Here is a 21822-nt window from a genome sequence, read left to right on the forward strand (position 1 = left end):
GCAATCGCATTATCGGTGGTTTAAACGAAAATCTGATTCTGTTGATTCACTAACTGAGCTGATACAGGCTGAAATATAAAGGATATAACTTTTTTTATGACTTTCAGCCTCTGAAAAGCCCCTGACGAATAACGGACTCACCGCATGGGGGTTGGGCGCATCAAGGAAACCTGGCGGGAACGCAGGCGCACATCCAGGACTGGCCGCCAGGACGGCGGCCAGAGGCTGAGTCGCGGCAAGGATGCCGCGTCTCAGCCGGTCCGCCAGATGAAGCCGGAGTGGAGCGGACCGCGCAGCGGCAGGTTTTCAGCGCCATGCCGGGGGTGCAGGGGGACGGGCGAAACGTCCCCCTGCCCGTTCACACGCTGTGGATATAACGAATATCCGCGAATTACCCGTGAACGGAACAGACCACGGAATCTGAATGGGTGAAAATGAAAAATGCGTCATGTTCGCCAGAACCACCGATCGCGGGCCGATAAAAAGCAGATAACATAATGATATTATTGTTTTTTCAAGCCAGAAAAGGCGGTAATCACCACCCGGCGAAAATGCTGACACAATATCTCAAACAGATTTGTCATCAGCCTCAAGGCCCTACAGGTCGCAACACGCCGCCTGGTACATTCGCTAAATTTACCGCTATAATGCCCCACAATATTCAGCAGATTCAGACACCCGTATGACAAAACTCACCTTACAAGAGCAGATGCTCAAAGCCGGATTAGTAACCAGCAAAAAAATGGCCAAGGTCCAGAGAACCGCTAAAAAGTCGCGCGTTCAGGCTCGCGAAGCCAGAGAAGCCGTGGAAGAGAATAAGAGAGCGCAACTTGAGCGAGATAAGCAGCTAAGCGAGCAGCAAAAACAAGCGGCGCTGGCCAAAGAATATCAAGCTCAGATCAAGCAGCTTATTGAAATGAACAAAATCGACATTGCAAAAGGCGATATTGATTTTAACTTTACGGATAATAATTTTATTAAGAAAATGACCGTAGACAAGCTGACGCAGGCCCAGTTGATTAGCGGTCGTCTGGCTATTGTCCGCCTGGCTGTTGATCATAACGGCGAGAATAAATACGCAATCATCCCCGGGAGCGTAGCCGATAAAATCGCCCAGCGGGACGCAAGCTGCATTGTCTTAAACAGCGCGCTGAGTGAGCAGACACAGGATGAAGACGATCCTTATGCTGATTTTAAAGTGCCCGATGATTTAATGTGGTAAGCAGCGCTCGCGGAGCAGAGATCCATCGGTCACACTAAAGGCGTAGTCTGCGCGGGCATTATGCTTTACACTGCGCGCGGCAAAAATTAGGTAATGAATGATTAATCAGGCGGTAATGGCAATGAACGGAACGATCACGACATGGTTTAAAGATAAAGGCTTTGGATTTATCAAAGATGAAAACGGTGATAATCGCTATTTTCACGTGATTAAGGTTGCCAACCCTGATTTGCTTAAAAAAAACGCGGCGGTAACGTTCGAGCCCACGACAAATAACAAGGGCTTGTCATCGTATGCCGTGAAGGTCATCCCTGAAAGCAAATACATCTACATCGCAGGCGAGCGTCTTAAACTTACCTCAATCAAATCGTGGCTGGTATACAGTGAAGAGGTTCCTGCCGATACCCGCATCGATAAAGAAAATGCGGTGCTGTCTGTCGGTTTGCTGATGGGCAATATCAAGCCAAAATCAGCCGCTAAGCCCGGCGAAATGCGTTCACTGAAAAAACTGGCGATCACCACCTTCCAGGGAACGACGCTTATCTTCTCGGAAGATGAGATAGATATAGAAGCCACAGTGAAAATGCTGAAGGTGTAATCATTCCGGCCCGATCTGGCAGCCAGCAATTATTTATACCGATATCTGTCAGATTATATCTTGCTGAAATGCTGCTCAGCCCGCTTGTTTTCATCATATCGCGTTTCCCCGGGGGAACGAATAGCCAGGAACCGCACCCGCACCATTAATCCACCTGACGTTTCGCTGCGTAAAAGCCGGGGATGTGTGTGGTGCAAACGCGCAATATCGTTAACCAGCGCCAGCCCGATCCCCGCCCCCGCCTCGGTCCCCGCATTGTCAAGTCGCTGAAACGGCTGCAACGCCTGATAGATCTGCTCATCCTCAATGCCCGGACCGCTATCCTCTACCTCCAGAATGACCGCATCGTCATCACGCAGAAGCCTCGCGGTGACGGTGCCCGGTGATGGGGTATATTTCAACGCATTATCCAGCAGATTCGCACACAGTTCGCCAAGTAAAACCTCATCGCCTTCGATCCACTGCGCCGTCTGCTCGCCTTCATATCCCAGATCGATCGCTTTGCTACGGGCCTGCGCCAGACGGCTAAAACAGCTCATCTGCACCACATCATACAGATTAACCGGCAAGAACTGTCGCTCCCCCTGCTCTTTACGTTTCACCGCCGAAAGCTGTAGCAATCTCTCCGTCAACTGAATGGTATTATCCAGCGTGGCGCTCATCGCCCGCAAACTTTCGTGCCACTGCTGCGGCTGTTGACTGGCTAACGCCACCGCCGCCTGGGTTTTCAGTACCGCCAGCGGCGTTTTTAACTGATGGGACGCATCGGCGCTAAAGCGCTCCTGACGGGAGATCAGCGCGCGCAGGCGATCGATGTAGCGGTTAAAGGCGACGATCAGCAGCCGGGTCTCTGACCAGGGCAGCAGTTCCGGCAAGGGGGTCAGCAGGCCCGGTTCACGCCGCACCATCAGCGAAGAGAGCTGACGTATCGGTCTTAATATCCGCCGCAGCAACCAGCCCACAAGCACTAACGTCAGCAGCACCAGCAGACCTTGCGATACCCAGGATGAAAACAACAAATGCCCGGCCAGATAGCGCCGGGATTGCAACGTTTCGGCAACGTAAATCTCCGCCATGCCGAAAATCGCCCCTTCGTTTACCGGCTGTAATAGCCGCGCCACGCGGATCGCTTCCCCGCGATATTGAGTATGATAAAACCATGCCAGCGCCGGATAGAGCCGGGTTCGCGAGGTCGCTGGCGGCATCGCAGGCAGATCGTCATACCCGGAAATAACCTTTCCATCCGGATCCACCACTTTGTAATAGAGCCGATCGTTCATGTTCAGTTCGAAGCTGTCGAGCACCACCCAGGGCACATTCACTTCCAGTTTATCGTCGCGCACCACCAGCCGTTCCGCCACCGTTCTGGCAGAAGAGAGCAGCGTCCTGTCGTAGGCCTGGGTTGCAGCCTGTAGCGCGCTAACGTAGCTGTTGAATGCTGATAGTCCCCACAGCAGCACCAGCGGCAGTCCGAGAAACAGCAGCAGTTGCAGATACAGCGACTGGGGTTTAACCCATCTCATCATCGCACTCCAGCACGTAACCCAGCCCACGCAGGGTGGTGATCCGCACGTTACTGCCCTGTAATTTTTTCCGCAAACGATGGATATAGAGTTCGATGCTCTCCGGGCTGACCTCATCGCTCAGGCTGAAGACCTGTTCAAACAGCTGCTGGCGCGACACAGGTCGCGTTCTGCGGTACATCAATACCGTCAGCAACGCCTGCTCACGCGGGGTCAGCGCCAGCGGCTGCGCCTGAAGCAAAAAGTAACCTTCATCGTGAAACGCCAGATCGCCAAGCTGCTGTAACTCCTGCACCTGGCCCGCGCTGCGCCGCAGTAATGCCCGTAATCGCGCATCCAGCTCTTCGATTTCAAACGGTTTTGGCAGATAGTCATCCGCCCCGACATTCAGCCCTTTCACCCGATCCGCCACCGCGCTGCGCGCCGTCAGCAGCAGCACCGGCAGCGTTTGTCCACGCTTGCGCAGGCGTTGCACCACATCCAGCCCGTCCAGTCCAGGCATATTGATGTCCAGCACCGCCAGCGCGTAGCTTTCACTGTGCAGAAGATGATCGGCCGCCAGGCCATCGAATACGCAGTCCACGGCAAAACCGTTTTGCGCCAGCGCTTTCTCCAGCCAGTGAGCCAGCTCACGGTTATCTTCCGCTAATAAGAGACGCATTTTAAACTCATCAAATTGTTATATATGGACTATTTTACTAAAAGAGGTTGTTTTTATCCTGTTACTTATCCGGTTATTCAAAATCAACCCCACTTTACCAGAGTGGAAACAGGATTGAGGATGTCAAAATGCAACAGATTTGCAACATGCGCGGAAGAGGAATGGAATGAGTGTAGCATAATTGGCATTCAAACCGCCCTCTCATCATTCCTCATATCGCCGATCGCATGCGTCGCGACACCCAGCACTTCAACCTCATCCATCGCATCGCCTTCAATCGATTCTCCCTCAACCGTGATAAATGAACGCCCCATCAATTTTGCAAACTGCAGTTCGCCAGACACGCGAATCAAAACCACACTTCCCTGCATTACCTTCAGTGACAGGTCCAGAACGACATAACCCCTGTCAGTCTGGATAACCTGTGAATTTGCACCAATATTGCAGGCATGGGTTACTGTAATCGCCCTTTCTATATAGTCAGCAGCAGGAGACGGAAATCCCATTACAATACACTCCCCATAACTCTCAGAATCCACAACCGGTTTTCTGTATGCTCCGGCGTCTTGTCAGCAAAGCACGGCTGATAGCGCTGTATCCAGCGATTAGCCTCGGATTCTGAAAAGTGAATGCCATGACGCAGCAAAACCGCCATAAAGTCATGAGTGTGTAAATACTGATGGCCTTTGGGATTGCGAAGAATCGACTCCCGAAAGGCCTGGTTGATGTCTGATTGCCTGAGCATGATAATCCTCCCACTCACAAACACTGTTTATAAATACAGTAGTTTTATTAGAGTGGAAGATCAAGCGCAGTTGAAACAATTAAATCATCTGACAGCCTTGCGACTAACAATGGTAATTACAGGTATTCATTTTATTCAAATACAAATCCCGGTAAGTCTCCCTGAGCCAGTACAGATTTCAGTATTTCTTCTTCGCCCACTGGTCCCATTGGGATGTCGTATGCGCCGTAAGGCACACCGTCATCGTAAAGGATCACACGAATCATCGTGTCCGGCCATTCACCTATAATTGCAACCTGTCCGAGCCTCAATACCACATCACGCACAATGGTGGTCTCTTCCCCGTTGATTTGCACGATTTTGCTTTCAGTGCCTGTTAATTGCATAAATACCTCACTTCAGGAAGTAATACCCTTCAATCTGGAAAAAGTCGCCAGCGGCTGGATAAAACGGATAAGCGGTGGAAGGGGAAACTGCGTATGCCGTCAGATATTTTTCAAAGACCAGCGCGGCACCCTGCCCCGATATTAGCGCCCGGCCATGATAGAATTTTGCCGCTGAGGCGTCATAAGCTATGCATGAAAGACTCTGTCCCGTAACGACAGTGTTATACGGTAAAGTGAGCGTCAGGTTTGTCCCTTCGATGACCGTGGAACTGCCCACTACCAGTCTGGCATTGACTTCAACCTTATTGAAGTTTCGGGTTTTACGGCCCGTCTGCGTCCCGTTACCCACCGATACAGAGCCGTTTGTAATCGTCCATTGCGGAGAGTAGCCCGTATCGTATGTGCGCATAAATCCGGAAATAACACCTTTAGTGGAGTTATCCTGGTATGTGGCAACGTTTGTATCAACCGGCAGTGTCACCAGCACGCCAGCTCTGACACCATAGATATTTGAACCCGCAGGGCTGGTGAAATCCATGTTCAAATCCATCACAGAGGCTAAATCACACTGGATGAAATCCACGCCGACATGGCAATTCCAGCAACGGCCACCAGTAATAGAAAAATTCGCTGCACCCGGACCATCAATCTGAATGGCGATTTTCTCCCCGGTCGCATACCGGTCAGCAGGACCATCGTAATAAGGCGTATCGATTCTGACGCCATGCGTCCTGACAAAGCGCATACCGATAAGGCCTTCCTGGAATTTGCAATGCTCAAAACGAAGTGCATTACCGCCAGTGAACAGCGCCTGAACGCCATAATTGTTACAGGAAAATGCTTTAACCCGGACATATCGGTTATAGGAGCATTCCATAAACATCGGGTCGTCAGCGTTATATGTCGGGTTGGGTTCATATTGTTCCCATCCGTAACTTTTAGCGGCGCGTACTTCAATTTCACCGAAGAAACATTCTGTCACCGCTTTAGCAAGCACCCCTCTCCCTTGCGGATACCACACCTGGAAATCAGTGAATAAACCCCAGAGAGAAATGTTTTCCAGGTGTACGGCTGCCGGATAAATACCGTTGCTATCCGCTTCAAGAGACCAGTCAGATACATCAATACACAGACCGGTAATCTGAACACCTCGCGCCGATTTGCTCCCCGATGTCCCGAGGTTCCCCAGCGCTCTTATGGCAGGTGTAGAGCCGTCACCACCGACAAAATATATTTTGCTCGACATGTCATTAGGGCCAACAATACGAGCAGACAAACCATTCCCGGTGCCATCCCCGCGGTCAATCATTTCCAGACAGCCTGATGAGTAATAAATTGCACCCTGCGTTGGTGATACCGGGCGACCATTATTCGCTCTCGACCATTCAAGCGCCTTGTTGATAGCTATGGCATTCTCATCTGCTTTAGTCGTGTCATTCGGGATTGCGCCAAATGATTCGAATGTCGGGTTCCCAAACCAGTGCGTGATGCTGGTATCGGAGAACAGCCCCTTTTCCTGAACGTATTCCTGGATTGCTGCGCTGACAATATCGGAGCCAAAACCCGTTTCGCTTGAACCCAGGTTTGCGCGAAGCGTGTCACCATCCATCAGAACGAAGTGAGTAAAGTCATTCGCAAAGCTGGTTGCATCAGTACCGGTTGTTGTGAAACCAACATCAGTGGAGGCGTTCAGGCGGTAATACTGATTGTCGTAACGAATGTACTGGTTGCGGGCGCTGAACTGGAATGGGCCATCTTCGTAATCACCGAGAAAGACATATCCAGATGAAATAAGGAACTCCTGGAATTTATTGCTGCGCCCTGTATTCGTAAGATGTTTTACACCCAATCTATCGACGTAATAATCACCGCTACCAGTCACTTCTTCGTCAAGCTTTGCGCCAGCAAATACATGATCCCGAATATCAGTGCTTGGCACCGGATTTTTTGTCGGTGTTGGTAATGGAATTTTCGCCATTGCGCGTGTCGCCCTATATATAAGCGCACGAATCCATCAGAGGTGAATCTGATGGTGTGCGCGAAGGTTGGTTATTACGGGTAAATGAGGTCGGAATACTCAGAGAGCGAAAGCGTCTGGGTATCGTCACCGTTGGGTTTAGCGCTTTCTACGCGCCAGATGGTTGAGTTAAGTTCTGTGTTTGTTGCGATGAAGTACCGACTGGCGTTCTGGACTGTAACCCGGTCGTAAATATTGAGGTCGAAAGCATCCGCTGCGGCTTCAAAAGCCTTTGGATTATCGTCAACAGGATATGCCCGCCAGCGCCCCCGATAATTACCGAGACTGTCGGTCATCACCACCCACATATCGCCGAGAGAAAAGTCGATGCGCTCTGATGTGTAAAATACGTCGCCATTACGCCCGGTGATGTAGCCGTTCTGCTGCTTGTTGTCGTACAGGTCAGGACACTGAACAACCGTCCCGCGCACGACCTGAGTCGATTCAAGCACTTTGACTGTCATAGTCAGGCGTGAGTAAAGGATTTTACGCGCCTCAAGCCATGCCCTGTCGAGCGCCTGTGCCCTGTTCCGGCAACCGGATAGACTTACCTGCATTGCGTTAACAGTGGCATCTTCAACTTCAGTAATGCCGTTGCTGTCTATTTGCAGATAGATATACAGTTTCTTGTTTGTCGACGGGTCAACGTAATCAAGAGATACGCCGTCATAACCGCCAGGTAAAGACATTTGCCACGCCAGTTTGTACTCGTCCCAGAACATGTTAGAGCGCGCGAATACCGCATCAGGGTTAGTGACTTTTTCGTCACGCCAGAATGTCAGCGTGTCGCCTATCCAGTTAAAATCCACCCTCGCCACGTTGCAGGCAATCTGTATTCTCTCTCCAAGGGGTTGAGTTGCGTCTGAGAAAGTCCAGTCGAAATACCCAAGCCACTCGTCAGAAAGACTGTCTGAAATTGCGTAAAGAGAGGGTAAATCCATTCTTTCCGGGTCCTGCTTTCCAATCACCACCCATTCGTGCAGGACAGCATCTGCAAATGACCTGCTTGCTCTCAGGGTGTAATCAATGCCACCTTCCGCACTCCATGAAATAACCTTTCTTTGCACCAGGCAGTTATATTTTCTGTCTGTTGCTACCGTCTGGGTTTCTGTCTGCCTGACAGTCACGCGAACAAGAGTATCGTCGGGATACACAACATTCTGGCGGATTGATACTGCGTGAGCGCCGGAGAGATACAGCACAGAATCAGACTGAGAGTTATTTGTCCGGTAAAGACTGAATGCATATCGCCCATAACCCGCTGTAGGGGTTATTTTTCTGGTCACATAAATATAATCAGCACTCCCTCCTGAATTGTGAACAGGAATATCGACGCTCTGCTCTGTCCCTGCTATCTGATTATTGTCTTCGTCAACCTGCCATAAAGTCACTCTTGCCGGGGCATCATACCCGCCGCCGAGGTTGGCATAGAGATGAACCCACAACTGCTCTGATTCCAGTGCGGCGAAGAACGGGCCAATAACCGTGCTGTTATACTCATTAATTGTGAAAAGAGCGCTGTTAACTACTGTGTCAGAGGGAAGCGATGAATAATCACTTCCGCTAAGGTTGTCAAACCAGAAGTTATAATATTCTTCGGGGTCAATCAGTCCGCCATCATCAGTGATTGTTGACTGAAATAGTCGCGCCGCCACGCTTACGTCTTTTGTGACTGTGCCGCTTGCGGTTTCATACGTGACATTGACCTTTACAGTAACTGATAACGGTTTTGGGGAATCATAAAAGTAATCGAAGTCGTTAACTTTACTGATTCGCGCGTAAAACTGGAAACCAGAAAAATTTCCTTCAAGCAAGTCGCTTGTCGTGGCTGACTGCTTAACGCTACCGTCATTTTCATTCAGGCCGGGTATTTCCTGCCCGTCGACATCATCAAAGGCGTAACCCTGCGCCATCTCATCGATAACATCTCCGGGCTGATAAATCTGATAGCTGGCACCGGCCATTGATACAAGAGATGATTCTGAATATCGGACGGATGATATGTCGTAATGCCCGTAACCAATCTCCATCCACTCCGTGACCATCTTATTGTTGTTAACGTACTCAAACATCGACTCCTGAATTAAATCAGGGTACGCCCGAACCTGCCCGTAAATATTCGGGCGGCCCTTATAAAGCCTCGCCCTGTTAGTCTGCTGAGTTACGTCATTATTTGGTGAATCACCGGTGGCAACCGAAACGCTACCTGCCGATTTAGGCGACAAGCCAAGCAGTTTCATTGCTCCGGAAAGTATTTTTGTGACCGGCTTTAAAATTGTCTGTATTAATTTACCGACACCGCCCTGCGGCTGGTCAAATACAGTGACAAAATCGCCCTGCTTTAGTTTGTAAGATATGTCGAAATCATCAGCAAGCTCCCTGCCGTTAAGTCTTACAACCACGTCATTGTGCAGCTTCAGTGAATCGAGAAGGTCAATCAGTTGCTTCCCTGCATCCACCACGCCGCGCTCTCTTGGCGCTCCAGGAAGACGCTGCAATTCATATCGAACCATGCATCATGTACTCCACTTTGCTGTAAACCTTCAGTAATGCCAGCGGGCTGTCACAGCGTACAAAGCCGAATTCCCCGCGAGAGTGCAGGCATTTAACCGGGCTTATCATCACGCCGATATGTGCCGGAACGTCGCCGCGATAAAAAACGGCGATACACCCGGTTTTTGCATTCGGCACCGTCCGCCAGTGCTCAACTTCCTGCTCATGGCAGGTGATGAAGTCCGCGCCAGATTCGTAACCAGCAATGTGATGTAACTCAATGCCGAAAACGTGCCGGTAATACAGAACAACCAGCGCCCAGCAGTCCATTTCATCAAAACTACAGGCGCGGTTAGCCCACGGCTTGCCGATAACCAGCCGGATAAATTCGTCTTGTGTCATGAGGTTTTCAGTCCGGGGTAGAGTTCTGTTGTGTAAATAATCGGATTGGCGAGTGTCAGAGGGTTCGTAAATCCGGCGTTGACAGTCACGTTATTGGCATCGGCAGAGATATCACTCACAAACAACGTCCAGTCCTTCATTGAGGACGAATCGCCGATAGCGTCCCATTGCTGATAAAGGCACTGAATCGGCGTCATTCTTGCTTCACCACTCCAGCTTTTCAGCGTCTGCCTTACCTGTTCCGTGGCCGCCACAAACGTGATAGTCAGTGATATCGTTGCAGTTCCGTCCTGCGCTGGCTCCGTTACGCTGAAACGTGCTGGTTCAAATGAATTTCCGCCAAATGTCGCCGGGAGAAACAGGTTATTCACCACACGGTAGTAGCCAAATGATGGGTGATAAAATTCTACCGTCTGTTTGATATCGCTGGCCGGGCGTCGCTCTTTCCATTCGCGTAAAGTTGGCATTAATCAGCCCTCGGTATTAATTCGGTGACAAGATAATCAAGCCAGTAGCCGTAGTTTTCAGGCGCTTCTACAATCCAGTCGTCGTAGTCTTCCGTCAGGTCGTTAATTCCGTTGCTGATGACCGTTGCCGTCCAGGTGACGATACTGCCGTTCTTACTGGTCTGTACCGGAATACTGACGAAATGAAGTGTCTGAAGCTGAACACCTTGCGTGTCGCCGAGGTCTATAGTCATCTGGAACCAGTTACGCCCACGATCACAGTAAGTTGGCGACCGCAACCAGGACTTAAATCGCTCAGCCTGCGCCAGCGTGAATATCCACTGCAATGTCCACGTCGCTTTAAGGTCTGTGGTTATCGGCGTGAATATCGCTGGCCCGACTGCCGGTTGCGTTGTCTGCCACGCAGTATCCTGCGTCATGTTCTGACTGGCCCGCTGCGGAAGCGGAAGAAATTCCGGGTATGAAACTGTTGCCACGTTTCCTCCGGGCAAAATAAAACCCGCCGGAGCGGGTTGGTTTAGTAGGAGCCGTTGGCCTGCCTTCTGAGTCCGAAGGTTTGTTGCAATTGCGAAGATACTGCCCCGCCTCTTTCTATATCAGTAATAAGCAGTTCAACAACTGCGCTGCCATCCTGCATATATCCGTCAGCGCTCTCAATGGTTGCGCCGGTTGACTGGTTGATCACATTCACCTGCACGCTAATATTTCCGCTGGATTGCATATCCTTATTGCTAATCACCTTGCCATTGTCGCCCGGTATCATGTACTGGCTTCCATTACTGGCCTGGTAAATCTCCGGCTTACCATTCTCACCAACCTGATACAGCCCACCCGCTGATACCGGTCCGCCGTTGTAGCGAGCGCCAGCAACGTTACCCAGGGCCATTGATGTTGCCAGGCCTGAGCCATAGGCCACGGCTCCCACTTTTGCAGCGGCTCCACCAGTCGCCACGGATGCAGCATAGGCTGCCGGTGTCCATGCGTTGGTTAACAGAGACGCCTGCAGCAATCCGTTTGCAGTTGATGCCGCACCGATTGTCTGCCCGATGATAAAGTTCTTCAGCATCTCGACGCCTACCTGGACGATGCTGTTAATCACACTGTTCAGAATGGTATTACCGAGAGAACTCATCGCTTCCTGTGCTGACATTGTGCCCGTAAGCAGCCCGGTAATGGCATTAGAGGCATTGCCTGCAAACGCATCTACAGCGCTTGTCAGCATGTTATAGCCAAGGCTCTGCTGGCTGAGTATCTCCCATTGTGCTGCGGTTCTCTGCTGCTCATATTGCGTGTCGGCTGCGTTTTTGAGGGCCAGCGCATTCTGATGTGCTAATACGCCCTGCTGCTCAAACTGCTGAATAAGAGCCAGTTCCTGAGCGTGCTGATTAGCCAACTGCTGAACAGGGTCAACCTCGCCAACTGCCTGCTGTTGTGGCGTTACGGTCTGCTGAGCGCGAATTTTGGCAAGATTTGCCTGGTGCTGCTGCTCAAGTTGCTCGCTGGTTTGATTGTACTGTTGCTGAGTTATTTTTTTTGCAGCATACGCAGTTTGCAGGTCTTTAACGTCCTGTTCGTATGATGCGTTTTCCCTGGCTTCTGGGAGTAATTTCTCAGCCGCAGCCTGAGCTTTGATTGCGTTAGCTGTGTCCCACTTTTTAGCAGCGTACTGTCCTGCAAGCGCTATTTGCTCCTGCGTTGCACCTTTGCCAAGAGATTGCTGGGCGGTCAGTATCGCTTGATCCCTGCTCAGTTGTTGCGTTGAGTCTGCGGCAAGTTCCGATTGTTGCTTCAGGTTGGCGAGTTTTTGGGCTACCGACTCCTGCTGATTGGCAAGCTTTTTGGCTTCTGATGCAGATTCCTTGGTGGACTTCTTGTTGTTTTGCTGCGCCTGTTGAGCATCAAATTCAGCAGCCGCCCTGTCGCGAGCAAGATTAACATCTGCCTCTGACCCGCCCAGCTTCCTGATATCCTGCTCTGCCTTTAATTGCGCTCGCTTCCTGTCGTTAAGTTCGCTCTGTAGAGTTACTTGATCCTGTAAGTTATCCAAATATTCCTGGACATCTTTTGGGCGCTCAATCATGAGGCTACTGGAGTTGAATTTGTCTTTTGCCTTGGCGGCAAAATTAATCATACCTCCTAACTTACTCATCATTCCGGCTGCGATTCCAGCCTCCTGACCATCTCTACGCAGCAAGTCAATGCCTTGCTTCATTGTGCCGTTTAACGTAGCACGGCCAATATTAATAGCGTTTTGTGTCTGGCTTAATCTGTTCTGAGCCTTCTCCAGTTCAAGGGTTGCTATAGCAAGCTCATCCTGCGCTCCGCCAAGCGCCTCCGCAGCTTGCCGCCCTCTGGTTGTATTTGTGCCCCAGTTTGATATCTCTCTCTGTTGACGCTCAACAGCAGCACTGGCCGCATTAAATTCCTTCTGAGCGTCAGAAACAGCGTCGCTAAGCTCTGGCAGGCTTTGGCTTAATTTGCCTATTGTTGCCGCAAGCTGTGTGTTGGACATGGTCTGGAATTTTGAGCTTAGTTCATTAACTCCATCTGCCAGATTATTCGCATCGTTACGAGCCTCCTTTGCTCTCTGAGAGAAGTAGACTATCGCGCTGGCAGCCAGCATAGCAGCTCCAGCCGGGCCGCCAATTAAACCAAGCGATCTACCTGCCAGACTTGTCCCACTAGAAAGCGCCGCCTGTGCTGCCTTATTAGCTGCGAGTGAACGATTATAATTATCAACGGCTCCAGTTGCAGTTATTCTGGCTGCGGACAATCTCTGCTCTGCGGCTGCGGCGTTAGTGGCACTTACCGCCGTCAGTTTTTGCATTTCGGCAAGTCTGATTTCATCTAACGCGCGTTCTTTAGCTACCGTGGCGGCGCGAAGATCTGCGGCCGCTTTATTAGCGGTAGCCTGTGCAGCTAGCGCCTCCTGAGCCGATAAAGTACGTGATGCAGCCGCTGACTTTATTTTTGCGGCAACTGACATTGTCAGCGCTCCAACATATCGACTTCCCAGGATCGCCGCCACAGCAGTGAGTATTGCGCTCAAGCCAGCTATGTTTTGACTCATTGTGACAACGGCATCACTAAAAATTGCCGCACCTGTTTTTACAGTGGAGTTTTCACCAAAGAATTTAGTGATGTTATTCCCGGCAACCTGTAAAGCCTGGCTGATCGTCGTGGTCGTGTTGGCAAACTCTTTACCGATTGCATCCCCCTGCGAAAGAAGGCCATTCACCACAACGTCAGTGGTCAATTTGCCCTGCGCTGCCATATTCCGCATTTGACCAATGCTTACACCCATTGAGTCTGCGAGAGCGACGATTAAGCGATTTCCCTGCTCGTTTACGGAGTTGAATTCTTCGCCACGTAACGCACCAGAAGCCAGACCCTGAGATAACTGGATAATAGCGTTTTCAGCTTCTTGTGCTGTTGCACCAGAAACGACAAAACCTTGGTTTATGATGGTGGTCAACTTCGCCAGATCATCTGCGCTGGTACCGTACTGCCTTGTTGCTCTTTCCAGTCGTGCGTATAGGGATGCCGTTGCATCTAAACTACTGCGAGTTTGCTGAGTAATATTGAAAACGCGCTCGGTTACATCGGCAAGATGTTCAGATGGGCGAAGAGAGTTTGATAATTTATTGTTGACAGTAGCCCACGCGTCAGCGTATTCAGCCACCTGCTGAACTGACAATGCCGCAGTGAGCGCAACCGCTACGCGTGACAGACTCGACATTGAACGCTCAGTAGTATCAATTGAGCGCGTTGTTTTATCAAAGCCACGCTCCATCAGATCAAGACGTTGGTTGACGCGCTGCTGTGCCGTGAGCAATCCGCGCACATCCATCTCAATATCGTAATAAATGCCGCCAGCGTTCTCTGCCATTTACTTTTCTCCTGACAATAAAAAACCCCGCCGGGGCGAGGTTTCGATTCTGTGTCTATAAAAAGAAAATCCCGCAAGATGGCGGGCTTTAACATTCATCAGTAGTTATGATCTATTGTTGATGGTCCGCATCCATAAAATTTATTTCCAGCTTGGATCACAAATTTATGCCTAGGTTCGGTTGGTATAAACCTGGCTATCATGGAGCCACCATTAAAGGTAAAAGAGTATTCTCTCCCGTCCCATCGAGGATTCTTCCCCATCATTACACTACCAGCGATAATCATTGCCGGGTAACGACCTGTAATCATTGTTACGTCCTCCCATACCAAGCAGTTGGTAGTAAAGGCGTGCTTCTCTTTCATAAAATAAGATTTGGCTTTTGTCCCAGAGAGGCTTTCAACGATCGTCATTTCATTTTCTGCTTCTTTTTTTAGAACAGAAGATTTATCCACCTGACACGCAGCCCACTGTTCAGTGGTTTTCTTTATTCTATCTGACACGGCAAAGCTAGATTTGTCCATATTAGCAGCAAACACCTTTGTTTTATCATCAACAAAGATCATCGTACCTTTCTTTTCAGTTAGCGGCGGGGTTACCACAAAAGAACCATCCGGCCTATATGCTGTAAATGATTTCCCATCAAATATTACATTCGCATTGCCTTTAATGAGAAGCTTTGGTGGTACTGACAACTCGCCTACCGAATACTCACATGATAACTTTTCACTAGACACTGCCAAGCCAGAGACCATCAAAAGACCAAGCGCAAAAATGCTCCTCATACCCCTACCCCCATTAACGTTTTCTTACATGTTAGGTCATGGGGTATGCAATGGAAAGCAAAAACCCGCAGTTAAGCGGGTTTGGATGACCTATAAAAAATTGTTGGTGGTTAACCAATCACATACTCAGCTTTCCCACCGCGAAACGAAATGGTTTTGTTCCCCGCCCGGCTGCAGGCGTCAGCGATAGCCTTCATGCCATACTCAACATTAGCCAGGTGTTTACGCATCGCCACGATTTCAGCTTTCGGTGCTGATACATCAAAACCCGCCCCTTCAAGAAGATTAATTAGGCGAATGGCCGCAGAAGTCGAGTTATCGCCGCAGAGCATATCCATCGTCACATCCAGAGACGGGGCGCATCGGGTTTTACCGAATGACAAGTTTCCACTCCGCACCACCGGGTTATTGTCCATCCACCATTGAATCGGGATGTTGATATCCAGTTTTGGGGCCGGTAAGGTTTCCTGCTTACCCAGAAACTCACCTTCCAACGGAATCCGCGCCGCGATAGAAAGCGCCTCAGTAAACTGGTCTGCACCGATTTCTTTATAGGTGCAGCCAAAATGCGATTTCAGTGATGACCACATGGTGATCATCGCTTTGGCCTGGCATTCTTTTGGTAGCGCCTTGCCGCGAGTCATTACCAGTTGCTTAATGGCTTCCTGCTGATCGGCCGTGATTTTACCGGGGAGTGACTTTTTGGCCTTGCGCGGGTTCTTTACCTCACCTTTAGTCCAGTAGTCATGCAGAACAGTGAAGCACTCTTCCTGATACTGGATCAACTTATCGCGGATATCGGAGCGGACTTTCTCAGGGTTGATGCTGAACAGCCAACCGTTGAGTTTTTTCAGGGGAAGGCACAGAAGCTTGCGTAGCTTGCCGTCAGCAGCAACCATATTCATATGAATACAGTTGAATTTTTCCAGTGACTTCATGAGCTTTTGCTGCTGAGTACCCCAGCTCATGCCGAGATTTTCAACGATAGGCTTCATCGCTACATACGCCACTCCAGCGGCCATAGCAGTAATAATCTGCTGACCGTTGAAAGGCACGTAAGAGGTGTTAACTGCTTCAAGAATTGCTATACTTGTCATGTCGATATTCCTAGCTGGTTTGTTCGATACCGAAGCCCTGACTGTTGCTGCAGTTGGGGCTTCAACTTTTAAGCTACACATCGCCCTTCTTCTTTCATCCTGTCCATGAACATTCGATAAAGTTCCTCGTTCACAGACCTACCATTTTCCGCTGCTACCTGCTTAGCCAGCGCCACTGTTTCCGCTGGCCACCGCAAATTAAGCTGCGGCATTTTTCGCGCGCCTTTCACTTCGCCTCCATATATATCACCGTGGTCTTATTGTAAGCGTACTACCACCGTCATATGATGTCAACAAACGGAGGTTGTATGTCGCGAGAAGATCCACAATTCAATTTCAGGATGACCCCAGAGATAAAGGAAAAGGTTAAGCAAAGGGCAAAGCTTAACGGACGGTCTATAAACGCCGAACTCCTGCAAATAGTGCAAGACGCACTGGATCAGCCATCGCCAGTATCCGGCTACCGCGACGATGCCGAACGTTTGGCCGACCAGCAGGCAGAGAAGTTTAAGAAGGTCGTATTCGATACGCTTAAAGGCATCTACGGGGACAATAAAAAATGAGTACCGAGAAAATAGCCTTCCTATATTCCTTGATTAAAGATAAAGACGGCAAAAAATTACCCGTACTCCAATATGAGCTTCAAAAGGTTCCAGTAACCATGTCGATAACTCTGAAGGTATCAATGGTTGGCCTGGTACAAGATGAGCACTACAAGATTTCAGCAAATGTTTTTTCCCCGGAAGGGGAAAACCTTACTGGAACTTCTGACTGGCTTGAGTTTAAGGCCAATGACAGTAAAGAGACTTGTGAAGGGATTGCGGTTTCTCTCGAAGCAAAATTTGATGGTGTAGAGATAACAAAACTTGGTAACTACAGCATGAAAGCTACGCTAAAACGCGGTGATACCGAGTTAGATTGCGCTACTTGCTACTTTAACATGCGAAGATCATAATGAAGCCAACATTAACTCTCGTTTCAGTGGACACTCCGCATAAGGAGCAACCGAAAGTGGAAAAAAATACATTAAAAACAATTCTCAACTGGGGCGGATTAATCCTGACAGTGATCGTTCCTGTTGTTATTGCAACCGTTTGGATAAATTCCACGATTGAAGCTAAGTCCAGAGAAAACAGACTCGAGCTTAAAGCTGATCTGGCTGAAATGCAGAAGTTGAATAAGGATGACATAAACCAAACAAGGCAAGACTTGCTCGCGCAAACCTATCGTTTGCAAGATGCCGTCCAAAGAATTTCAGATCGAAGCGATGATAAGTTTGACAAAATCGCAACCCAATTATCAGCTATAGAGCTTAATACCAAAAAGTAATCAAGATGTGATAGCCCACCTGAGTGGGCTATCCAAAAACCACGGATTTATCTTGTCTTGGTGGCCTGCTCTTTTTCCATCATCGCCTTCCAGCGGCGGTCGTCCTCGTCCATTACTTCGTCGTACTCTTCCCTGGTGAATCCTTTCTGGTTTGGATATTTGGCATTCAGCATTAATGCAAATTCCGTCATTGTCAGATTTTCAGCCTCTTCCCTGCTGATGCCGAAGTGATTGCGTGCCGCCATGATGTAGTCTGTAGCGCGGAATTCTGATGTGGTCTCGTTCGTTTCGTAGCGCTGTAGTTTTCGCACCTTCGCCTTTCCTACAATGCCATGCATCATCAGGCTTTGCGCGACGATTACCATGTTCTCAGGCGGCATAGAGCCGCGACGCCAGACGAAACTACGCTTACTGGCCTTAGCCGGTTTCATCCAGCCTATCAGTTCGCCGATATCGTCATCGCAACAGGCAGACATAACAGTGTGCGCCGCCATGATTGCCTTTCTCGCAAGTAGCCCGCTCTGGATGTACTGCGTTACGCAAGATGGCAGTCTGCTGTACTCGTCGCGGATATAGGCCTCTGCCGCTCGCTGAAGCAACGGCGTCGCTTCGTCATTGCACAAGTCATAGAACGTCTGCACGATTTCTGCTGGCTCACCGATTCGCGCCATGTTGCGAAACGACGGCCGGAAAAAGAATTCCCGGTCACCGGTACCGATAACGCATTCGCCAAGTTCTTTGATGGGGGTCATAGTTGCTCCATAAACAGTATCAAGGGCGCCGGGACGCCCTTTGTACTGATTACGGCTCAGTAACTGTGATAACGGACGTTGCCGTGAAACTGCCGTCTGCCGTTGTTGCGGTGATAGTTGCGCTGCCTGCGGCAACTGCTGTTACCAGACCGCTGGCGTTAACTGTTGCCACCGCCTCATCGGAAGAGGTGTAAGTTACTGCCTGGTTGGTTGCGTTGGACGGCTCGACTGTCGCATTCAGTTGCTGAGTGCTGCCAACTGCGATACTGGCGGTAGCCGGGGTGACGGTGACGCCGGTAACTGCAATCGGGTCAGCAATTTCAAACACCACGGTGTCGGCGTCGTAAACTTTCCACTCACCAGAGAAGGTGGAAATATCGGACGTGCCGAAATCACCCGACCATGAGGTGGTATTGAAGTACCCCATAATGTAGGTGCCAGCATCTTCGCCCACAAAGTCGAAGCGCACCCACAGCGTCGGCTGGCGTCCGGCCTGCACTTCATCGAAAATATATTTCGACAGGCGGATTGCGCCGACCTCAGTCGTTTTGTCCTTCTTGCGGAACTCGCCCTCACCGGAAATGGTGAAGTCCATGTTGTTAACCAGGTTCTCAACCAGCCCTTTCGTATCGTCAGCCTCGGAGGTGACGGTATTCATGGAGTAGTCAAAACCTTTAGTGGTTAGCGCGCCAAGACGCAGCCACTCAGATAACGCAGGAACAGTGTCAGCACAGCCGTAAGCCATGCGGAGTACCGCTGTTTTACCAATTAGCTTGCCGGTATCATTAGCACAGCCTTGCATGTGTACCTCTCAATTAAAAAAGGCCGCCATCTGGCGGCCTGTTAGTGATTTCTGGCGTTATTCGCCGTATGTGCAGGAGACGAGCAGCCGTGTGACTAACCGACCCTCTTCCGTGGGGATTGCTGTCGGGACATTACCGACAAGCCGCAGCGCGCCGACGCATTCATCAGCACCGGATTGTGCGCTGATGTATTCGACAATAGCGTTTACCGCTGAGTCAGCGGCATCAGGATTGGCTTTCGAGGAAACAACATCGACCATCACATACCAGTCACCGCCGCGGTCGTACTCAATATTGGTACCGCCGGAAGGCCGGAAAACGATAAACTGGTCGGCATCTTTCCCGGTATCGCGCCATTGCCGCCACTGCACCTTAAACCCCTCCGTCAGCTTTTCGGCAACAAACAGGTCTTTCAGGCGCATGTACATGGCCGGAGTCATAGACTTAACTCCTTCTTAATCGCCGCGTCAATCTGGCTGCGGGTATCTTCGAAGCCCTTCGTTAAGAACTCTTTCCGCGCTGTGGCTCGTCGGAAGTTCTGCTTCACTTCAGGGTCGTGGACATACATTGCGTAGTTAGCCGTATAGCCAACGCGCCCGGTCACTCTCACGCCGTTAGTAGTTATTTCCCGGAACTGGCTATTGATGAGCGTCGATGTATCGATGGGCGTATAAAGTGCTGCCTGTGCGCTACCGATGAGCATCGCAGACTGCAACGCGCGAACAACCTTACGCCCCTGGACGTCTTTGATGATGCGGTCGAGATTGGCCTTAGCCTGACGAATGCCGCGAATTTTAGCGCCCATAAGGTAGCTCCAGACGTAAAAAAAGGCCGCCGAAGCGACCTATTAATTGTGATAGTTGGCTACAGGCATTCTTTAAGTCTTGCAATCAGTCTTTCGATGTCTTCTTTTTCCCAAACGGCAAACATCTGGGATTCATCAAACATCGAATTTCTTGTTTCAACATTAAAGTCTGGGTCTACTGACCAACCCATTTTTATAGAGCGCTCTATTTCCTTTTCGGCCTCATCAATACTGTTAAAGTCAAAATCAGGTATTGATGTTTCGTAGTAGTCAGCATCCGCTACTGTTGGCCCTTTTATTTTAAGGTCAGTTATTGATGTACTGCCTCCATCTGGCGTCCAGTGGCTGATGCTGTAGACTGTATCTTCAGGAAGGGAAAGGAATGTCTGTCGATTAACAATACGCATTTCTACCTCAATTAACTGGTTACCACTCCTATACGCCGGTTATTATCGCATAATCATCAGCCAGCCGCTCGAAAGTATCGGCGTAGCGAATCACCTGTCGTATCTCGTCGGCATCATCCGGCGGTGTAGCGTCAGTTGATGCGCCGATAAGGATATAATCTCCTTCCCGCGCCTCTGCGTACTCCGTCCAGATTGTATTTTTAACTACAATCTCCCGACCCAAATCGCCGATTTTCGCAGACAATCCGCCCTGATAATCCATCATGATAGAAAAAGGCGCTTCCCACCCGTAAGGCTGACCTCCGCCGTCAGTATCACTGCCGTCAGCATCGCGTATGCGCCGCCAGATAGTCCCGGTGGCGGTGTAGCTCCAGTTCGCTGCCGATGACACTGGTCACTCCTTTGGCGCGTTAATGCGCTCAATGTCAAACCATTCGATATTCAGCGCATTGACCTGCTGGCCTTTACCAACCGGCACGAACAGGCCGACAGTGTCGCCGCACTCAAGTTGCAAATAGCGTTCAATCACAAGTGAAGACACGACAGTCTCGCTAAAGGTTTTCACCTCTCCGGCAACACGATAAATCACGGTCACATTTAACGCGCTAACCATGCTTTTTATTGCGTTCGCCATACTTTATTCCCTCCATCGCAGCACGGTTGAGCCAGTAGCGCGTATGCGGTCGCAGTTGATGAACCACTCGCCGTTGCTCTTAACGTACGCCGTAGTTTTCTGGCCGGTATCGGTCATCACCCACACACGGGTGAACGTGCGCGGAAGCCTCTGCTTTACTGAAATCCAGTTCATCGACTGTTACCCATACAGCCACCCTTGCCAATCCAGATGCCAGCAAATGCCGTATTGGTCGGGTTTGGCGGGATAAGCGCCGTGGTGCAGCCGTATTTATCCAGCCCGCGCAGCAGGTTCAGCGTGCCTTTCCACCGGTCGGAAAATGACTGGTAGCGGAATGAGCGAGAAGCTCCTGATGGTGCGGTCTGGCTGGATATGTACTTGTCACCCTGCCCCAGAGCCATTAACCCAAGAAGATAGGACTGAATAAGCAACGCGGTAGCCGGTGAGTAATGCGCATCAAGACATTCCTGTACGCTATTAGCCTGTTCAACCAGAGCGGCAAGAATGAAGTCAGGCAGCGTGATACCGACTGACTCAAGATATTGCGTAGCCTGTTCTGTGGTTATCATGCCGTCCTCTTAAAGCCCTCCTGAGAGGGCATAAAAAAAACCGCTTTCGCGGCTATTCTTCACTTTCTGCTTTGCGCTTCCGGCTTGTTTTGGCCTCTGGCGTGGCGGGAGTCAGTTCTCCCTCGCTAATCAGAATGACGTGTGGTTTTAATGACGGGTGAAGGCCCTTCATTTCAACCACCTGACCAGCGTTCACACCATGCCACGGCTTAATGACCTGGTATTTAGCCATTTGTCA

The 21822-nt window shown here is 50.1% G+C and carries 28 protein-coding genes; 5 read left to right on the forward strand and 23 right to left on the reverse strand.

Annotation, left to right across the window (positions count from 1 at the left end):
• The first annotated feature begins 682 nt into the window (after window positions 1-682).
• Both FN037_RS00005 and FN037_RS00010 read left to right on the forward strand, forming a co-directional pair.
• Complete coding sequence (locus tag FN037_RS00005; RefSeq protein WP_138362192.1) at window positions 683-1222, forward strand: DUF2058 domain-containing protein; 540 nt, start codon at window positions 683-685, stop codon at window positions 1220-1222.
• Between the two features lie 115 nt (window positions 1223-1337).
• Window positions 1338-1820, forward strand: coding sequence for a cold-shock protein (locus FN037_RS00010; protein ID WP_138362387.1), 483 nt, complete (start codon window positions 1338-1340; stop codon window positions 1818-1820).
• A gap of 53 nt (window positions 1821-1873) precedes the next feature.
• Here the strand turns inward: FN037_RS00010 and FN037_RS00015 are convergent, their stop codons facing one another.
• The 14 genes from FN037_RS00015 to FN037_RS00080 form a co-directional block, all read right to left on the reverse strand.
• On the reverse strand, window positions 1874-3343 hold the full coding sequence (locus FN037_RS00015) for a sensor histidine kinase (protein WP_142501847.1): 1470 nt from the start codon (window positions 3341-3343) through the stop codon (window positions 1874-1876).
• Window positions 3330-4004: a transcriptional regulator TctD gene (tctD, locus tag FN037_RS00020; protein ID WP_142501251.1), complete on the reverse strand. Its 675-nt coding sequence runs from the start codon at window positions 4002-4004 to the stop codon at window positions 3330-3332. Before tctD ends, FN037_RS00015 begins: the two co-directional genes overlap by 14 nt.
• Before the next feature lie 188 nt (window positions 4005-4192).
• The gene (locus FN037_RS00025; protein ID WP_142501252.1) at window positions 4193-4510 is read right to left on the reverse strand and encodes a hypothetical protein; all 318 of its coding nucleotides are present in this window, start codon (window positions 4508-4510) and stop codon (window positions 4193-4195) included.
• Complete coding sequence (locus tag FN037_RS00030) at window positions 4510-4749, reverse strand: hypothetical protein (RefSeq protein WP_142501253.1); 240 nt, start codon at window positions 4747-4749, stop codon at window positions 4510-4512. Before FN037_RS00030 ends, FN037_RS00025 begins: the two co-directional genes overlap by 1 nt.
• Before the next feature lie 131 nt (window positions 4750-4880).
• On the reverse strand, window positions 4881-5135 hold the full coding sequence (locus FN037_RS00035) for a hypothetical protein (protein WP_142501254.1): 255 nt from the start codon (window positions 5133-5135) through the stop codon (window positions 4881-4883).
• A gap of 7 nt (window positions 5136-5142) precedes the next feature.
• Entirely contained in the window at window positions 5143-7113 is a 1971-nt protein-coding gene (locus FN037_RS24300) for a hypothetical protein (RefSeq protein ID WP_185929207.1), read from the reverse strand.
• A gap of 74 nt (window positions 7114-7187) precedes the next feature.
• Window positions 7188-9665 (reverse strand): host specificity factor TipJ family phage tail protein, encoded by a 2478-nt coding sequence (locus FN037_RS00045; protein ID WP_142501255.1) that lies wholly within the window; start codon window positions 9663-9665, stop codon window positions 7188-7190.
• On the reverse strand, window positions 9652-10047 hold the full coding sequence (locus FN037_RS00050) for an NlpC/P60 family protein (RefSeq protein WP_142501256.1): 396 nt from the start codon (window positions 10045-10047) through the stop codon (window positions 9652-9654). The genes FN037_RS00045 and FN037_RS00050 overlap by 14 nt, the downstream gene beginning before the upstream one ends.
• Window positions 10044-10514 (reverse strand): hypothetical protein, encoded by a 471-nt coding sequence (locus FN037_RS00055; protein WP_142501257.1) that lies wholly within the window; start codon window positions 10512-10514, stop codon window positions 10044-10046. Before FN037_RS00055 ends, FN037_RS00050 begins: the two co-directional genes overlap by 4 nt.
• Window positions 10514-10990 carry a hypothetical protein gene (locus FN037_RS00060; protein WP_185929208.1) on the reverse strand — a complete coding sequence of 159 codons (477 nt, stop codon included), beginning with the start codon at window positions 10988-10990 and terminating at the stop codon, window positions 10514-10516. The genes FN037_RS00055 and FN037_RS00060 overlap by 1 nt, the downstream gene beginning before the upstream one ends.
• A gap of 41 nt (window positions 10991-11031) precedes the next feature.
• Window positions 11032-14403 (reverse strand): tape measure protein, encoded by a 3372-nt coding sequence (locus tag FN037_RS00065; protein WP_142501258.1) that lies wholly within the window; start codon window positions 14401-14403, stop codon window positions 11032-11034.
• A gap of 98 nt (window positions 14404-14501) precedes the next feature.
• Complete coding sequence (locus FN037_RS00070; protein ID WP_142501849.1) at window positions 14502-14969, reverse strand: hypothetical protein; 468 nt, start codon at window positions 14967-14969, stop codon at window positions 14502-14504.
• A gap of 329 nt (window positions 14970-15298) precedes the next feature.
• Window positions 15299-16285, reverse strand: coding sequence for a phage antirepressor N-terminal domain-containing protein (locus tag FN037_RS00075; protein ID WP_142501850.1), 987 nt, complete (start codon window positions 16283-16285; stop codon window positions 15299-15301).
• A 68-nt stretch (window positions 16286-16353) separates the two neighbouring features.
• Window positions 16354-16497 (reverse strand): Arc family DNA-binding protein, encoded by a 144-nt coding sequence (locus tag FN037_RS00080; RefSeq protein ID WP_312845794.1) that lies wholly within the window; start codon window positions 16495-16497, stop codon window positions 16354-16356.
• A 96-nt stretch (window positions 16498-16593) separates the two neighbouring features.
• Between FN037_RS00080 and FN037_RS00085 the strand changes: the two genes are divergently transcribed.
• The 3 genes from FN037_RS00085 to FN037_RS00095 are packed head-to-tail and all read left to right on the forward strand — an operon-like array spanning window position 16594 to window position 17614.
• Window positions 16594-16848 carry an Arc family DNA-binding protein gene (locus FN037_RS00085; RefSeq protein ID WP_142501260.1) on the forward strand — a complete coding sequence of 85 codons (255 nt, stop codon included), beginning with the start codon at window positions 16594-16596 and terminating at the stop codon, window positions 16846-16848.
• Entirely contained in the window at window positions 16845-17240 is a 396-nt protein-coding gene (locus FN037_RS00090; protein WP_142501261.1) for a hypothetical protein, read from the forward strand. The genes FN037_RS00085 and FN037_RS00090 overlap by 4 nt, the downstream gene beginning before the upstream one ends.
• Window positions 17240-17614 carry a hypothetical protein gene (locus tag FN037_RS00095; RefSeq protein ID WP_142501262.1) on the forward strand — a complete coding sequence of 125 codons (375 nt, stop codon included), beginning with the start codon at window positions 17240-17242 and terminating at the stop codon, window positions 17612-17614. Before FN037_RS00090 ends, FN037_RS00095 begins: the two co-directional genes overlap by 1 nt.
• Before the next feature lie 47 nt (window positions 17615-17661).
• Here the strand turns inward: FN037_RS00095 and FN037_RS00100 are convergent, their stop codons facing one another.
• The 9 genes from FN037_RS00100 to FN037_RS00145 form a co-directional block, all read right to left on the reverse strand.
• Window positions 17662-18366 carry a DUF6246 family protein gene (locus FN037_RS00100; RefSeq protein ID WP_142501263.1) on the reverse strand — a complete coding sequence of 235 codons (705 nt, stop codon included), beginning with the start codon at window positions 18364-18366 and terminating at the stop codon, window positions 17662-17664.
• A 49-nt stretch (window positions 18367-18415) separates the two neighbouring features.
• Complete coding sequence (locus FN037_RS00105; protein WP_142501264.1) at window positions 18416-19168, reverse strand: Ig-like domain-containing protein; 753 nt, start codon at window positions 19166-19168, stop codon at window positions 18416-18418.
• A 57-nt stretch (window positions 19169-19225) separates the two neighbouring features.
• Complete coding sequence (locus FN037_RS00110) at window positions 19226-19609, reverse strand: hypothetical protein (RefSeq protein WP_142501265.1); 384 nt, start codon at window positions 19607-19609, stop codon at window positions 19226-19228.
• Window positions 19606-19974 carry an HK97 gp10 family phage protein gene (locus FN037_RS00115; protein WP_142501266.1) on the reverse strand — a complete coding sequence of 123 codons (369 nt, stop codon included), beginning with the start codon at window positions 19972-19974 and terminating at the stop codon, window positions 19606-19608. The genes FN037_RS00110 and FN037_RS00115 overlap by 4 nt, the downstream gene beginning before the upstream one ends.
• 59 nt (window positions 19975-20033) lie before the next feature.
• Window positions 20034-20381, reverse strand: a complete 348-nt coding sequence (locus tag FN037_RS00120; protein ID WP_142501267.1) for a hypothetical protein — start codon at window positions 20379-20381, stop codon at window positions 20034-20036.
• Window positions 20382-20409: 28 nt separating this feature from the next.
• Window positions 20410-20772 carry a hypothetical protein gene (locus FN037_RS00125; RefSeq protein ID WP_142501268.1) on the reverse strand — a complete coding sequence of 121 codons (363 nt, stop codon included), beginning with the start codon at window positions 20770-20772 and terminating at the stop codon, window positions 20410-20412.
• 3 nt (window positions 20773-20775) lie between these two features.
• Window positions 20776-21015 (reverse strand): hypothetical protein, encoded by a 240-nt coding sequence (locus FN037_RS00130; RefSeq protein ID WP_142501269.1) that lies wholly within the window; start codon window positions 21013-21015, stop codon window positions 20776-20778.
• Window positions 21016-21185: 170 nt separating this feature from the next.
• A complete protein-coding gene (locus FN037_RS00140) occupies window positions 21186-21584 on the reverse strand; it encodes a hypothetical protein (protein ID WP_142501271.1) in 399 nt (132 codons plus the stop codon).
• Window positions 21585-21636: 52 nt separating this feature from the next.
• Window positions 21637-21816 (reverse strand): glycoprotein, encoded by a 180-nt coding sequence (locus FN037_RS00145; RefSeq protein ID WP_142501272.1) that lies wholly within the window; start codon window positions 21814-21816, stop codon window positions 21637-21639.
• Between the last annotated feature and the right edge of the window lie 6 nt (window positions 21817-21822).

The sequence above is a fragment of the Klebsiella sp. 2680 genome, from assembly GCF_900198535.1.
In the GTDB taxonomy this organism is placed as follows: Bacteria; Pseudomonadota; Gammaproteobacteria; order Enterobacterales; family Enterobacteriaceae; genus Klebsiella; species Klebsiella indica.

What these genes read in the sequence shown, in the direction of transcription:
- FN037_RS00075 (WP_142501850.1), bottom strand. Translation starts at nt 16,285, where the DNA reads ATGACAAGTATAGCAATTCTTGAAGCAGTTAACACCTCTTACGTGCCT.
- FN037_RS00065 (WP_142501258.1), bottom strand. Translation starts at nt 14,403, where the DNA reads ATGGCAGAGAACGCTGGCGGCATTTATTACGATATTGAGATGGATGTG.
- FN037_RS00010 (WP_138362387.1), top strand. Translation starts at nt 1,338, where the DNA reads ATGGCAATGAACGGAACGATCACGACATGGTTTAAAGATAAAGGCTTT.
- FN037_RS00025 (WP_142501252.1), bottom strand. Translation starts at nt 4,510, where the DNA reads ATGGGATTTCCGTCTCCTGCTGCTGACTATATAGAAAGGGCGATTACA.
- FN037_RS00100 (WP_142501263.1), bottom strand. Translation starts at nt 18,366, where the DNA reads ATGACCCCCATCAAAGAACTTGGCGAATGCGTTATCGGTACCGGTGAC.
- FN037_RS24300 (WP_185929207.1), bottom strand. Translation starts at nt 7,113, where the DNA reads ATGGCGAAAATTCCATTACCAACACCGACAAAAAATCCGGTGCCAAGC.
- FN037_RS00085 (WP_142501260.1), top strand. Translation starts at nt 16,594, where the DNA reads ATGTCGCGAGAAGATCCACAATTCAATTTCAGGATGACCCCAGAGATA.
- FN037_RS00115 (WP_142501266.1), bottom strand. Translation starts at nt 19,974, where the DNA reads ATGGGCGCTAAAATTCGCGGCATTCGTCAGGCTAAGGCCAATCTCGAC.
- FN037_RS00055 (WP_142501257.1), bottom strand. Translation starts at nt 10,514, where the DNA reads ATGCCAACTTTACGCGAATGGAAAGAGCGACGCCCGGCCAGCGATATC.
- FN037_RS00045 (WP_142501255.1), bottom strand. Translation starts at nt 9,665, where the DNA reads ATGGTTCGATATGAATTGCAGCGTCTTCCTGGAGCGCCAAGAGAGCGC.
- FN037_RS00035 (WP_142501254.1), bottom strand. Translation starts at nt 5,135, where the DNA reads ATGCAATTAACAGGCACTGAAAGCAAAATCGTGCAAATCAACGGGGAA.
- FN037_RS00145 (WP_142501272.1), bottom strand. Translation starts at nt 21,816, where the DNA reads ATGGCTAAATACCAGGTCATTAAGCCGTGGCATGGTGTGAACGCTGGT.
- FN037_RS00050 (WP_142501256.1), bottom strand. Translation starts at nt 10,047, where the DNA reads ATGACACAAGACGAATTTATCCGGCTGGTTATCGGCAAGCCGTGGGCT.
- FN037_RS00110 (WP_142501265.1), bottom strand. Translation starts at nt 19,609, where the DNA reads ATGACTCCGGCCATGTACATGCGCCTGAAAGACCTGTTTGTTGCCGAA.
- tctD (WP_142501251.1), bottom strand. Translation starts at nt 4,004, where the DNA reads ATGCGTCTCTTATTAGCGGAAGATAACCGTGAGCTGGCTCACTGGCTG.
- FN037_RS00140 (WP_142501271.1), bottom strand. Translation starts at nt 21,584, where the DNA reads ATGATAACCACAGAACAGGCTACGCAATATCTTGAGTCAGTCGGTATC.
- FN037_RS00030 (WP_142501253.1), bottom strand. Translation starts at nt 4,749, where the DNA reads ATGCTCAGGCAATCAGACATCAACCAGGCCTTTCGGGAGTCGATTCTT.
- FN037_RS00090 (WP_142501261.1), top strand. Translation starts at nt 16,845, where the DNA reads ATGAGTACCGAGAAAATAGCCTTCCTATATTCCTTGATTAAAGATAAA.
- FN037_RS00070 (WP_142501849.1), bottom strand. Translation starts at nt 14,969, where the DNA reads ATGATCTTTGTTGATGATAAAACAAAGGTGTTTGCTGCTAATATGGAC.
- FN037_RS00120 (WP_142501267.1), bottom strand. Translation starts at nt 20,381, where the DNA reads ATGCGTATTGTTAATCGACAGACATTCCTTTCCCTTCCTGAAGATACA.
- FN037_RS00095 (WP_142501262.1), top strand. Translation starts at nt 17,240, where the DNA reads ATGAAGCCAACATTAACTCTCGTTTCAGTGGACACTCCGCATAAGGAG.
- FN037_RS00015 (WP_142501847.1), bottom strand. Translation starts at nt 3,343, where the DNA reads ATGAGATGGGTTAAACCCCAGTCGCTGTATCTGCAACTGCTGCTGTTT.
- FN037_RS00130 (WP_142501269.1), bottom strand. Translation starts at nt 21,015, where the DNA reads ATGGCGAACGCAATAAAAAGCATGGTTAGCGCGTTAAATGTGACCGTG.
- FN037_RS00080 (WP_312845794.1), bottom strand. Translation starts at nt 16,497, where the DNA reads ATGCCGCAGCTTAATTTGCGGTGGCCAGCGGAAACAGTGGCGCTGGCT.
- FN037_RS00005 (WP_138362192.1), top strand. Translation starts at nt 683, where the DNA reads ATGACAAAACTCACCTTACAAGAGCAGATGCTCAAAGCCGGATTAGTA.
- FN037_RS00105 (WP_142501264.1), bottom strand. Translation starts at nt 19,168, where the DNA reads ATGCAAGGCTGTGCTAATGATACCGGCAAGCTAATTGGTAAAACAGCG.